Annotated in this window: 10 protein-coding genes and 2 tRNA genes; 6 read left to right on the forward strand and 6 right to left on the reverse strand. The window is 64.4% G+C overall.

Annotation, left to right across the window (positions count from 1 at the left end):
* Positions 1-31 precede the first annotated feature (31 nt).
* Positions 32-1,723 carry a PHA/PHB synthase family protein gene (locus GHK24_RS00750; protein ID WP_153467487.1) on the reverse strand — a complete coding sequence of 564 codons (1,692 nt, stop codon included), beginning with the start codon at positions 1,721-1,723 and terminating at the stop codon, positions 32-34.
* Positions 1,724-1,972: 249 nt separating this feature from the next.
* Between GHK24_RS00750 and GHK24_RS00755 the strand changes: the two genes are divergently transcribed.
* Positions 1,973-2,197, forward strand: a complete 225-nt coding sequence (locus GHK24_RS00755) for a hypothetical protein (protein ID WP_153467490.1) — start codon at positions 1,973-1,975, stop codon at positions 2,195-2,197.
* Here the strand turns inward: GHK24_RS00755 and GHK24_RS00760 are convergent.
* Complete coding sequence (locus GHK24_RS00760; protein WP_228384469.1) at positions 2,132-2,938, reverse strand: ZIP family metal transporter; 807 nt, start codon at positions 2,936-2,938, stop codon at positions 2,132-2,134. The genes GHK24_RS00755 and GHK24_RS00760 overlap by 66 nt on opposite strands.
* A 50-nt stretch (positions 2,939-2,988) precedes the next feature.
* On the opposite strand from GHK24_RS00760, the gene gltX reads away from it, so the two are divergent.
* The 3 genes from gltX to GHK24_RS00775 all read left to right on the forward strand — a co-directional run bounded on the left by gltX (position 2,989) and on the right by GHK24_RS00775 (position 4,823).
* A complete protein-coding gene (gene gltX, locus GHK24_RS00765) occupies positions 2,989-4,380 on the forward strand; it encodes a glutamate--tRNA ligase (protein WP_153467493.1) in 1,392 nt (463 codons plus the stop codon).
* A gap of 231 nt (positions 4,381-4,611) precedes the next feature.
* Positions 4,612-4,687 (forward strand) — tRNA-Ala (locus GHK24_RS00770).
* A gap of 60 nt (positions 4,688-4,747) precedes the next feature.
* Positions 4,748-4,823, forward strand: a tRNA-Glu gene (locus GHK24_RS00775).
* A 95-nt stretch (positions 4,824-4,918) separates the two neighbouring features.
* Here GHK24_RS00775 and GHK24_RS00780 read toward each other — a convergent pair.
* The 3 genes from GHK24_RS00780 to rluD all read right to left on the reverse strand — a co-directional run bounded on the left by GHK24_RS00780 (position 4,919) and on the right by rluD (position 9,644).
* On the reverse strand, positions 4,919-7,096 hold the full coding sequence (locus GHK24_RS00780; protein ID WP_194286346.1) for a putative bifunctional diguanylate cyclase/phosphodiesterase: 2,178 nt from the start codon (positions 7,094-7,096) through the stop codon (positions 4,919-4,921).
* Between the two features lie 444 nt (positions 7,097-7,540).
* A complete protein-coding gene (gene pgeF / locus GHK24_RS00785) occupies positions 7,541-8,311 on the reverse strand; it encodes a peptidoglycan editing factor PgeF (protein WP_340666065.1) in 771 nt (256 codons plus the stop codon).
* The gene (gene rluD / locus GHK24_RS00790) at positions 8,304-9,644 is read right to left on the reverse strand and encodes a 23S rRNA pseudouridine(1911/1915/1917) synthase RluD (protein ID WP_422917812.1); all 1,341 of its coding nucleotides are present in this window, start codon (positions 9,642-9,644) and stop codon (positions 8,304-8,306) included. The genes pgeF and rluD overlap by 8 nt, the downstream gene beginning before the upstream one ends.
* On the opposite strand from rluD, the gene GHK24_RS00795 reads away from it, so the two are divergent.
* Positions 9,643-10,437 carry an outer membrane protein assembly factor BamD gene (locus GHK24_RS00795; RefSeq protein ID WP_153467499.1) on the forward strand — a complete coding sequence of 265 codons (795 nt, stop codon included), beginning with the start codon at positions 9,643-9,645 and terminating at the stop codon, positions 10,435-10,437. The genes rluD and GHK24_RS00795 overlap by 2 nt on opposite strands.
* Positions 10,438-10,581: 144 nt before the next feature.
* On the forward strand, positions 10,582-11,877 hold the full coding sequence (locus GHK24_RS00800) for an acetyl-CoA hydrolase/transferase family protein (protein WP_153467502.1): 1,296 nt from the start codon (positions 10,582-10,584) through the stop codon (positions 11,875-11,877).
* 27 nt (positions 11,878-11,904) lie between these two features.
* Here GHK24_RS00800 and GHK24_RS00805 read toward each other — a convergent pair whose 3' ends face one another.
* Entirely contained in the window at positions 11,905-12,402 is a 498-nt protein-coding gene (locus GHK24_RS00805) for a DUF3293 domain-containing protein (RefSeq protein WP_153467505.1), read from the reverse strand.
* Positions 12,403-12,412: the final 10 nt, after the last annotated feature.

Consider the following 12,412-nt stretch of genomic DNA (forward strand, 5'->3'; position numbering starts at 1 on the left):
AGAAAAAAACGGGAAAAACATTTGCCATCGTTCACGCCGGCTCCCGCACATAGCGCCCCGGCGCCGGCTCGCGCGGCGGGTAGCGCGAACTGCCCAGCGCCGTACGCGCCGCACGTTCGCCGCCGGTGTGCTGGCGAAACCAGCCGCTCCAGTCGTTCCACCAACTACCGCAATTCTCCGTCGCCGCCGCCAGCCACTCGTCGGGCTGCGCCGGCAGCGCCGGATTGAGCCAATAGCTGCGCCGGTTGCGACGCGCAGGATTGACGACGCCGGCAATATGGCCGCTGGCGCCGAGCACGAAGCGCGTCGGCCCGCCCAGCAGGTGCGCGCTGCGATACGCGCCGTGCCAAGGCACGATGTGATCTTCGCGCGCGGCCAGCACATACGTCGGCAAACACACGGCAGAAAGATCGACCGGCACCCCGCACATGCGCAGCCGCCCCGGCTCCCGCAGGGCGTTCTCGTGATAGAGATGGCGCATGTACCAGCAGGCGAATGGCCCCGGCAGATTGGTGCTGTCGGCGTTCCAGAACAGCAGGTCGAACGCCGGCGGCGAGCGCCCCAAGAGATAGTTGTTGGCGACGTAGTGCCAGACGAGATCGTTGGCGCGCAGCGCCGAGAAAACGCCCGCCAGCTCTGACGCTGGCAAAAGCCCTCCCTGCCCGATCGCCTGTTCACGCGCCGCCAGTGCCGCCTCGTCGATGAATAGGGACAATTCGCCAGCCTCGGAAAAATCCAGCAAGGTGGTCAGAAGTGTCAGGCTGGCGACCGGCGCTTCGCCTCGCGCCGCGAGAACGGCGAGCGTACTCGCCAGCAAGGTGCCGCCGACACAAAACCCCAGCGCGTTCACGTCCTCGCCCCGACAAATGGCTCGAACCGCCCGCAGCGCCGCCAGCGGCCCGAGACGCACGTAATCGTCCCAGCCGAGATGCCCCTGCGCCGCACTGACGTTGCGCCAGGAGACAAGAAACACCGTATTGCCCTGCTCGACGGCATGACGGACGAAGGAGTTCTGCGCCTGCAAATCGAGGATGTAGAACTTGTTGATGCATGGCGGCACCATCAGCAATGGCCGCCGTGCAACGCGCCGCGTCAGCGGCGCGTACTGGATCAGCTGGATCAGCTCGTTTTCGAAGACGACGCTGCCCGGCGTCGCCGCCACGTTCTCCCCAAGCGAAAACGCCGCTTCGTCGCACGTCGTGATGCGCCCCCGCGCGATGTCGTCGAGCAGATGCCGGATTCCCTCATTGATGCTCTCGCCCTGTGTCTCTAGCGCGCGCTGCATGAATTCCGGGTTCGTCAGCGCAAAATTCGCCGGCGACATGGCGTCAACATACTGGCGAACCAGAAAGCACAGCCGCTGCTGCGACTTGGCGTCCGGGAACGGCACCAGTTCGGCGAGAGCGTGCAGAAACTCAGCCAGCAGCAGATAGGATCGCCGCAAATAGTCGAACACGGGATGCGAAACCCATGCGGTGGCGGCAAATCGCCGGTCATCCGCCGCCCCGCCCGTCTGCGGCAGAGGCTCGCCAGCCAGCAGTGCATTCAGCAAGGCCCACTGCCGCTCGATATACGCCTGGCGCAGCTGATGCAGACGCTGCGCATCAATACCCGCGGCCGCCACATCTCCCGCCATCAGCCGCAGCAACTCGCCGACCAACGCCTGTCCCGCCAGCACGAAGCCTTGCAAGGCAGGGAAACCGGGGGGCGGCAAAGGCGACATGAGGCTTCCTTCTGGCGAGGGGGAAGTCTGACACCCCCCGGCGATCCTGTTGCCGGATCAGCGTCAGCGAGTCATGGGGCTTGCGTGGGCAAGGAGGAGTGCCGAATCTGGCGGTTGCAGCGGTCGCCCGGATCGTGAAGCGGAGTTCTGTGGAATGCGGCGTCTCACGACATGTGCATGCGATTCTGCATTGCACCATGGGCAGTGTCAATGCGACCGGCGACGGGCGATTCAGGGATAATGGCGCCCATGTATATCGTCGCGATCGCCTGGCTTTACGTCACCGTGCTGATGGCCCTCACCGAGCATTCGGTGGTGGCCGGCGTGCTGACCTTCGTCTTCTACGGCCTGTTGCCGACCGCCCTACTCATTTTCATCACGGGCGGCCCGACGCGGCGACGCCGGCGTCTACTCAAAGCCGCCGAGCAAAGCGCCGACGAGAGCGATGGACGAGACACCCAGCGCGATCAATAGGCTCTGCTGCACAGTGGCACGCAACTCCGCCCGCCGGTGCAGCCCCGGGATAAGGTCGGCGACGGCAACGTAGATCATGCTCGCCGCTGCCAGCGCCAACAGGGTCGGCGTAAAGTCGCGCGCCGTGCCAAGCGTGGTGTAGGCGAGCAAGGCGCCGACCAGCGTCGCCAGACTGGACAGCAGATTGAAGGCGAGCGCGCGGGCCCGGCTGTAGCCGGAATTGATCAGGACGACGAAATCGCCCAGTTCCTGCGGGATTTCGTGCGCGATGATCGCCAGCGAGGTGACGATGCCAAGCTGCGTGCTTTCCAGAAAGGCGGCAGCGATCAGCACGCCATCGACGAAGTTGTGGAAGGAATCGCCGATCAGGATCATCAGCCCCGAGCGGCCATGATCATGTCCGGCGTGGTCGGTGTGCGGCGCGTGCGTTTCGCAATGCTCGTGGTGGCAATGCCGCCAGAGCACCAGCTTTTCGAGCAGGAAGAAAAGGAAAATCCCGCCAAGAACGGTGGCCGTCGTGCGCTCGATGTTGCCGTGCTCAAGAGCATGCGGCAGCAGTTCGAGGAAAGCCGCCCCGAGCAAGGCGCCGATGGCGTAAGAGACGAGCGCCGACACCGTCGCCGGCGAAAACTGGCGCACGATCGCTGCGGCGCCGAGCACGCTGAGCGCCCCGCCGCCAAAGCTCATCAGCAGAATCCAGCCGAGGGTTGACATATCGGTGTGGCCGAGAAAACGCGACATTATACGGGCATCCTTTACAATGTCCGCTTTTCAGCCTTCTCCCCCGAGCCATGATCCGCACCCGTTTCGCCCCCAGCCCCACCGGCTATCTGCACATCGGCGGCGCCCGCACGGCGCTTTTTTCGTGGGCGTTTGCCCGTCACCACGGCGGCAAATTCGTTCTGCGCATCGAAGATACGGACGTCGCCCGCTCGACGCCGGAGGCCGTTCAGGCCATTCTCGACGGCATGAACTGGCTCGGCCTCGACTGGGACGAAGGCCCCTTCTACCAGATGCAGCGCATGGATCGCTACAAGGCGGTCATCCAGCAAATGCTTGAGGCGGGCACCGCCTACTACTGCTACACGACGCCCGAAGAACTGGAAAAAACCCGCGAACGGCAACGCGCCATGGGGCTGAAGCCCCGCTACGACGGCCGCTGGCGGCCGCAGCCGGGCAAATCCCTGCCGACGCCGCCGGCAGGTGTACAGCCCGTCGTCCGCTTCTGTAACCCGACCGAGGGTGTGGTGGCATGGGACGACCTCGTCAAAGGCCGTATCGAAATCGCCAATGCCGAACTCGACGATCTGATCATCGCCCGGGCCGACGGCACGCCGACCTACAACTTCTGTGTCGTCGTCGACGACTGGGACATGGCGATCTCGCACGTGATTCGCGGTGACGACCACGTCAACAACACGCCCCGCCAGATCAACATTCTCAAGGCACTGGGTGCGACGCCGCCGCAGTACGCGCACCTGTCGATGATCCTCGGCGACGACGGGCAAAAGCTCTCCAAGCGCCACGGCGCTGTCAGCGTCATGCAATACGACGAAGACGGCTACCTGCCGGAAGCCGTGCTCAACTACCTCGCCCGCCTCGGCTGGTCGCACGGTGACGAAGAAGTCTTCACGCTCGCGCAGTTCTGCGAATGGTTCGAACTCGACCGCATCACGCCATCGGCCGCTCAGTTCAATACCGAAAAGCTCAACTGGCTGAACGCACACTACCTGCGCCAGCTTGATAACGAACGACTCGCCGCCCTGCTCGCCCCGCGCCTCGCCACGCTGGGCGTGACCGTGAGCAACGCACCCGCCCTCGCCGACGTGATCGCCCTCTACAAGGAACGCGTCTCGACGCTGAATGAGTTCGCCGAAGCGGCCGCGATGTTCTATCGCGAACCGGAGCCGTCTGCCGAATTGCTGGCCCAGCACATCACTACCGAGAGCCGTCCGCTCATCGCCGACTTTCTCGCGGGCGCGCGCGAAGTCGCCTGGGAAGCGCCGGCAATTGGCGTCTTGATCAAGGCAACCGTCACCGCGCACGGCCTGAAAATGCCGAAGCTGGCGATGCCTCTGCGCGTGCTGCTGACAGGCCAAACGCACACGCCGTCGGTCGACGCCGTCGTCGCTGTATTCCCGCGCGAAGTCGTCGTCGCACGTCTGGAAAAAGCACTCGCCTGAGCCTGAACAAGCCTCTCACCGCGCCGCCAATCCGTGCGAATGGCGGCGCGGCGTGACGAAACACCGGCGCGCCAATTCACGACTCCGCGCGCGAGCCAGGCGCAGCCTCAAAATTCACTCCGCCGCCCCGGACGAAGAGCGCAAAAACCGCGGCGAAAATCAAGGCAAAACCGGGAATTTTTCGCGCTTTACACCGCCCCCTCGGCTCCCTATAATGCGCGCTTCCTTCGGGGGGGTATAGCTCAGCTGGGAGAGCGCTTGCATGGCATGCAAGAGGTCAGCGGTTCGATCCCGCTTACCTCCACCACCAAAAGGAACGGCCGGTCACCCGCCGCCAACGACGTCAGTTGTAGCCGACCTCGTTCGCGTCCCCATCGTCTAGAGGCCTAGGACACCGCCCTTTCACGGCGATAACCGGGGTTCGAATCCCCGTGGGGACGCCATCCGCATTCGAAAAAAGCGCTGATTCTCACGAATTAGCGCTTTTTTTATCACCACGCCCCACAACAGCCCAAGCGAACGGGTGCGAGAAGCGCGATCAGCCGACGCGCTTGCCCTCCAGAAAAGCCCGCGCATCTTCCGGGCTCAGGGGCTTGGCGATGAGGAACCCCTGAAACTCGTCGCAGCCATACGCCGCCAATTGCTCCAGCTGGCGAGGGTTCTCGACACCTTCGGCGACGATCCGCAGGTGCAAGCAGCGCCCCAGCGCAATGATGCTGCGCGGAATGGCCATGGCCTCGCCGCCTTGCTCGCAGTCGGTCACGAACGAACGGTCGATCTTGACGATATCAATGGGCAAGCGGCGCAGATACGTCAGCGACGAATAGCCCGTACCAAAATCGTCCAGCGCAATACGCGCGCCCAGTGCGCGCAACGACTCGATGATCGTCATCGTTTGTGAGAGGTCGCCGAGCAGTGCGCTCTCGGTGATCTCCAGTTCCAGCCTTGCAGCGGGCAGACCGGTTTCGGCGAGAATCGCCTCGACGCGTGCTGCGAGATGCGGATCGCGAAAGAGCCGTGGCGACAGGTTGACCGCCACCGACACCGGCAAAGGCCACGACACCGCCTCCTGACAGGCTCGCCGCAGCACGAAATCGGTCATCGACTCGATCAGCCCCGTCTCTTCGGCCAGGGGAATGAAGCGCTCGGGAGAAATTGGCCCTAGCTCGGCGCTATTCCAGCGCATCAAGGCTTCAAAGCCACAGGGAACGCCGTAGGGATCGATCTTCGGCTGATACGCCACCGATAGCTCATTCGCCTCCTGCGCGCGCCGCAGCGCTGAGTCCAGGGCCAGACGCTGGTGCGCGGCCGTATTCATTTCGCGGGTGAAAAACTGGAACTGCCCTTTACCCAGCGCCTTGGCGTGGTGCATCGCGGCATTGGCATGACGCAACAGCGTCCCGATATCGTCGCCGTTCTCCGGGTACAGGCTGACGCCGATGCTGCAATTGACGCGCAGTTCTCGCCCGTCGATGAAGAGTGGCTCGCTGATGGCGCGTTGCACGCGCTCAAGCGTGCCCATCGTGTGGTGCAAACCGGAATGTTCGGCGAGGACGAGCACAAACTCGTCGCCGCCATAACGGGCAACCGTATCGATGGCGCGCAAGGCCTCGCGCAAGCGCTGCGCCATGCGGATGATGAGCGTATCGCCCGCCGCGTGGCCGAGGCTGTCATTGACGTATTTGAAGTTATCGAGATCGACAAAGGCCGTCACCACGCGTGAGCTGCCGCGCTTGGCCGCCGATATCGCCTGATGGAGGCGGTCGCGCAGGAGCGTGCGGTTCGGCAAACCGGTCAGCAGATCGTGCGTCGCCTGATGTTCCAGGCGCGCCTGATATTCGCGGCGCTCGGTCACGTTTTCAACGGTGCCTTCGTAGTAGAGCAGGCTGCCCGCCGCGTCGTGGACGGCGTGCGCGTTCTCGGCAATCCAGATGCGCGTACCGTCGGCGCGATAGACCTCGGAGACGAAATCGATCACCCGTCCCTCTTCGCGGATGAGACGAGCAAATTCCTCGCGCCGCGCCGGATCGACGTACAGACGCTCGGCGATGTTGCGCAGACTGGCCACCAGTGCGCTCGGCGAGGCGTAGCCATAGAGTTTGGCCAACGCCTGATTGGCCGCCAGATAGCGGCCATCGCGGGTGGTCCGGAACATGCCGACGACGAGATTCTCGAACATGCTGCGAAAGCGCCATTCGGCGTCGTCGCGCCGGCGCTCGCTGGCGACCTGCTCGCTGTCGTCCTCGATCAGCGCCTCGACCAGCCATTCGTCCGCCGGCGGGAGGGCAACGCCGTCGGCCGTGACCGTGCGCTGCGCCGCGGCGCGCTGGTGACGCGAGCGACTTTTTTCTGCGCGCAGTACGACGCCGCTTTCGCGCACGCGATGCACGCTGCCATCGCGCCGGCGCAACGAATAGCGCACACGGTAGCGTTCACCTTCGCCAACGGCGGCAATTTCGGCACGCACGCGCTCCCGCTCATCGGGCAGGATCAGTTGATCGTGCGCAATCCCCGCCACCGCTCCGGTCGCGCCATCGCCCCACAGCAATTCGGCGACGGCGTAGCCGGTCAGCGCTTCACTCCGGTGGCTGACGAAATAGAAGGCGCCGCTATCGCGCCCGTAGCGAACCAGCAGCCCGTCCACGGCCGCCAGCGGCACCTGACACTCCTCGCAGCGCGTCGCCTTGGGCAGCGCTACCGACCTGCGCAAATCCATCGACGCCTTCGTCCCCACACTCATATACCCGCGCGACCGCATGTCTGCCCCTCGACCGGAAGGCAAGGGCGAACATTGCCCGCGACGGGGTCAAAGGGGATACAACAAGATAGATGAATGCGCATGACGGAGCTTCGCGAAGAACCACTTGGGGCCCGGAGACACAAGGCGACGCAAGCCCCATGCAAAAATCCGGCCAGCCTCTTCCGGCACAGCCGAGGTGCCAGGCCTCCAGCACAGAAGGCACTCAGGCAGACCGCCCACGGCGCAGCCTCGCCGCGAGGAGAAAAGCCGCAGACCACGCACACCAAGGAACGCGCGCCCCCGCTGACAGGGCGCCATACGCCCCGTCAGCCGAAGGAAGAGGCGCGCCGGGCAACGCACCAATACGGGGCGCGCCCCAAAACAGCGCACCGCAGCGGCCACGTGCCGCCGGGAGGATAGTTACTCCGCTGGCGAACGCCAGATCAGCGACGCCATCCGCCCGCAGCTTCCATCACGGCGGTAGGAGTAAAAGCGCTCCGCGTCGCGGAAGGTGCACGCCTGCCCCCCCGTGATCTGCGCAACGCCTAGGCGGCGCAATCGTTCGCGGGCCAGGGCGTAGAGATCGGCCAGCCACTTGCCCTCTCCCTGCGCGCGGAATGCCGCGCTGTCTGCCGCATCCACCGCAAGAAACGCGGCACGTACCTCATCACCAACGACGAAGGCCGTCGAGCCGATGGCCGGCCCGAAAAAAGCGTACAAACGCTCCGGAGGGCACGCCATCGCCGCCACCGTGCGTTCGATGACGCCGCCACACAAGCCACGCCAGCCGGCGTGCGCAGCGCCCACCACCGAGCCCTCCCGATCACAGAGAAGAACCGGCAAACAATCGGCCGTCAACACGGCGCAGACCACCCCAGCCTGCCGGGTGATTGCAGCATCCGCACGCGGCGGCACGGCATCCGGACTCGCCGGCGAAAACAACTCGACGACCTCGACGCCATGCACCTGCTCCAGCCAGTGCGGCGGCGAAGGCAGCGCCGTTGCCAGCAGCGCGCGGTTGGCGGCCACGGCACGCGGATCGTCCGCCACGTGCATGGCGAGATTGAAACCTGCGAAGGCCCCCTGGCTGAAGCCTCCCTGACGCGTGGTCAGCAGCGTACGCACCGACGGCGGCGCCGACCAGTCCGCCGCCCAATGACCAAACGCAGGCGATGCCGACGAATCAGCCACGCCGCGAACGCTTCCTGGCTAAGGCGCCGCCGTCAGAGGGGGCGCTATCGTCTTCCGTCGCCAAAGAGGTAAGGGCGGCAGATTCGCCCTCGTCTACGCACTCGTCGTGAAGCTCGTCGTCGCTTACCAGTTCGTCAAAGGCCTCGTCATCGTCCTCGACGAACGATTCCTCACCATCGGCGCCCTCGGCTTCGTCACCGGCCACGTCGCACCCCTCGTCGTAGTCGCCCTCTTCGCCCTCTTCGTACTCATCGCCGCGCACATAGAAAACCTGCGGGCCGTCGCCCTCGTCCCAATCGTCGTCAAATTCGTCCGCCTGCGCCGCGTCAATCGCGGCCTGCGCCGCCTCTGCAGCAGCGCGCAAGTCGTCGAGCAGGCCCGCGAAATCCTCGGGAATCGGCGACGTCCATTGCATCGTGCGGCCAGTGACGGGATGCACCAAGCCCAGACGCCAGGCATGCAGCGCCTGCCGATGAAAAACGGCACCCACGGGGATGCGGCTGGCGCCGCCGCCGTAAACCGGATCACCGACCAGGGGATGACCAATCGACGCCATGTGCACCCGGATCTGGTGCGTGCGCCCGGTTTCCAGGGCGCACTCGACGAGCGTACAGCCGATGAAGCGTTCGAGAATCCGGTAGTGCGTACGGGCCGGCTTGCCGCCGCGCACGACCGCCATTTTGGTGCGCTGGGTGGGATGGCGGCCAATCGGCGCATCTACCATGCCGTCGCGCTCGCACTCGCCACGCACCAGCGCGCGATAACGCCGTTTGACCGTACGCGCCTGCAACTGCCGCACCAGATCGGTCTGCGCTGCGAGGGTCCGGGCGACGACCAGAAGGCCGCTGGTGTCCTTGTCCAGACGATGAACGATGCCGCCACGCGGCACCGCCGCCAGTGCTGGGGAATAATGCAGCAGGGCGTTCAGCAGGGTGCCGTTCCAGTTGCCGTTGCCCGGGTGAACGACAAGACCGGCCGGTTTGTCGATCACCAGCAGGGAGTCGTCCTCGTAGATCACCGAGAGCGGGATATTTTCAGCGGTAGCGGATTCGCTGCACACCTCCTCGACAGCGTCAACCACGAGCGTCTCGCCGCCCCAGAGCCGGCGACGCGTCTCGGTCAGCGTTTCACTGCCCAGACGGACACGCCCGTCGCGAATCCAGCCTTGCAGGCGATTGCGCGAATGCTGCGGCAACAGGCGGGCAAGAATCCGATCCAGCCGTTCGCCCCCACAATCCGAGGGGACGATCAAGGAAAGGGGAACGCTTGCGCTATAATCGCCGCGCCCCGATGCCGAATTCATCGGCGTCTTTTTCTGCGGAATGCTCATCATGCGTAGTTTAGCGGTTATCGCAGCGCTTTTCCTTACGGTCCTCGTCAGCGGTTGCGGCCTGCTGCCTGACAAGAAGGACGAAACCAGCGGCTGGTCGGCCAACAAGCTCTACGCCGAAGCGAAGGATGCCCTCAACGAAGGCTCCTACGACAAGTCGATCAAGTATTTCGAGAAGCTCGAATCGCGCTATCCCTATGGCCGTTTTGCGCAGCAAGCGCAGATGGAAGTCGCTTACGCCTACTGGAAATCCAGCGAGCCTGCATCCGCCATCGCGGCCTGCGACCGCTTCATCAAGCTGCACCCGAATCATCCGAACGTCGATTACGTCTATTACCTGAAGGGACTCGTCAACTTCAACGAAGACCTCGGACTGCTTGGCTCGATCAGCGGGCAGGATCTCACCGAGCGTGACCCGAAGGGTCTGACTGACGCCTTCGACTCCTTCCGCGAACTGGCGACGCGCTTCCCGGACAGCAAATACACGCCCGACGCGGTGGCCCGCATGAAGTATCTGGTCAACGCCATGGCCTCGCACGAAGTCCACGTCGCACGCTACTACATGAAGCGCGGCGCTTACCTCGCGGCGATCAATCGCGCGCAGGGCGCACTCAAGAATTACCCGAACGCACCGGCCATCGAAGAAGCCCTCTTCATCATGGTCAAGGGCTACGACCAACTCGGCCTGACCGACCTGCGCAACGACGCCGAACGCGTCATGCGCAAGAACTTCCCGAACAGCGAGTTCTACACGCGCGGCATCGAGCGCAGCGAACCATGGTGGAAGCTCTGGTAAGCCGGAGCGCGAAGCCTCGCCGGTGATCGGCGAGCACCGGAAATTCCATTCGCGTAGAATCCCCGACAAGCCGCCGTTGTGGCCAAGCGCGACAACGGCGGCGTGGCAGCACCTTACATCCATCCTTAGCGGGAGAAGAAAGGCATGTCGGTCAGGGATCTCTATCTGCACAAACGCACCACGCCGGACGAAGCCATGTCGCACGTTCGCAGCGGCGACTTCATCATCGTCCCCACCGGCGTCGGCGAACCGCCAGCGCTATTGCATGCGCTGTCCGCCCAGCGGCGACGCTTCCGCGACGTCAAGGTGGCGCAGATTCTCCCGCTCGGCAAATACGACTACTTCGACGCCGAGACCGCTGACTGTGTGCGCCACGTCGCCTTCTTCTTCAGCGGCGCCACGCGGGCGGGCGGGCAAGCGGGCCTGATCGACTACATCCCCAGCTATTTTTCGGAAATGCCGGGTCTCATCGAGCGCGGCATGATCCCCGCCGATGTCGTTCTGTCGATGGCCTCGCCGATGGATCAGCACGGGTATTTCTCGCTCAGCCTCGGCGCTGACTACACCATGGCTTCCGTTGCGCGTGCCCGCGCCATCGTTCTGGAAGTCAATCCGAACGTTCCCTTCGCCAACGGCAACTGTCACATCCACATCTCGCAAGTGGCCGCGCTGGTGGAAAGCGAAACGCCGCTGTTCGAAGTCGGCCTGCCCAAAATCGGCCCGGTACAGGAAGCCATTGCCCAATACGTTGCCGACCTGATCGAAGACGGCTCGACGCTACAGATCGGCTACGGCGGCATTCCCGACGCCGTCGTCATGCAACTGACGCACAAGCACGACCTCGGCATCCATACCGAGATGATCGGCGACGGCATCCTCACCCTGCTCGAAAGCGGCGCCGTCACCAACCGCAAGAAGAACTACCTGCCCGGCAAGATGATCGCCACCTTCGCGCTCGGCTCGAAGAAGCTCTACGAGTTCATGCATCGCAATCCGATGCTCGAAATGCACCCCGTCGATTTCACCAACGACCCGTATCTGGTATCGCGCAACGACAACCTGATCAGCATCAACGCCACCTTGCAGATCGATCTGGTCGGCCAGTGCGGCTCGGAAACCTTCGGGCCGCTGCCCTACTCCGGCACCGGCGGACAAGCCGACTTCGTGCGCGCCGCCAATCGTTCGCGCGGCGGCAAGGCCTTCATCGTTCTGCCCTCAACCGCCAAAAACGATACGCTCTCGCGCATCGTCCCGACGCTATCTCCGGGAACGCACGTCACCACCAGCAAGAACGACGTCAACTACGTCGTCACCGAGTACGGCGTTGCCCAGTTGCGCGGCAAATCGGCCAAACAGCGGGCGCGCGAACTGATCGCCATTGCCCACCCTGACTTCCGTGCCGAACTGACGGACGCCGCACGCAAGATCAACCTCCTCTGAACCCCCGCCACCGCAAGCACGGCGCGCCTACGGCCGTGCTTGCGGTGGCGGGCTGTCGGCAACAAGCCAGAGAAGGCGCGGCGGGCTATCGACTATCGGAGCCATCTCGGCCTTCGCTTTAGCACCGTCGCAGCTTTGCGCCACCGCGCCATCGCCGGCAACACCAGCAGCGGCTAGCGGCAAACGACCTCCAACGACGACCGCTGCCTGAGCGAATTCGCGGGCCAGTCCGCACATGGCGTCGCAGGGCGCATCAAGCACGAAAAACCCGGGCTCGGGCGGCCAGTCGCCGGCATCGGCGAGCGCGACGCTACGCGCCAGGCGCCAGCCCGTCGACCGCAGACGCGCCGCCAATGCCGCATCGGCGGCGGCGTTCTGTTGCGGCGACCGCAAACGCCCCTGCGGATTGTGAGCGGTCAGAATCGCCCAGTACGTGACGCCCATCGTGCGGCACCAGGTAACGAAGGCGCGATTAACACCGTCGATGCGCAGATCGAAATAGTCCGGCGAACCGCCGTTGCCCACGCGGCTTCCC

Origin of the sequence: Rhodocyclus gracilis (genome assembly GCF_009617575.1) — a bacterium.
In the GTDB taxonomy this organism is placed as follows: domain Bacteria; phylum Pseudomonadota; class Gammaproteobacteria; order Burkholderiales; family Rhodocyclaceae; genus Rhodocyclus; species Rhodocyclus gracilis.

Bases quoted from the DNA above. Each gene is read 5' to 3' on its own strand.
- rluD (WP_422917812.1), bottom strand. From the start codon at position 9,644: ATGATGAGCATTCCGCAGAAAAAGACGCCGATGAATTCGGCATCGGGG.
- GHK24_RS00750 (WP_153467487.1), bottom strand. From the start codon at position 1,723: ATGTCGCCTTTGCCGCCCCCCGGTTTCCCTGCCTTGCAAGGCTTCGTG.
- GHK24_RS00760 (WP_228384469.1), bottom strand. From the start codon at position 2,938: ATGTCGCGTTTTCTCGGCCACACCGATATGTCAACCCTCGGCTGGATT.
- GHK24_RS00795 (WP_153467499.1), top strand. From the start codon at position 9,643: ATGCGTAGTTTAGCGGTTATCGCAGCGCTTTTCCTTACGGTCCTCGTC.
- GHK24_RS00755 (WP_153467490.1), top strand. From the start codon at position 1,973: ATGTATATCGTCGCGATCGCCTGGCTTTACGTCACCGTGCTGATGGCC.
- GHK24_RS00800 (WP_153467502.1), top strand. From the start codon at position 10,582: ATGTCGGTCAGGGATCTCTATCTGCACAAACGCACCACGCCGGACGAA.
- gltX (WP_153467493.1), top strand. From the start codon at position 2,989: ATGATCCGCACCCGTTTCGCCCCCAGCCCCACCGGCTATCTGCACATC.
- GHK24_RS00780 (WP_194286346.1), bottom strand. From the start codon at position 7,096: ATGGATTTGCGCAGGTCGGTAGCGCTGCCCAAGGCGACGCGCTGCGAG.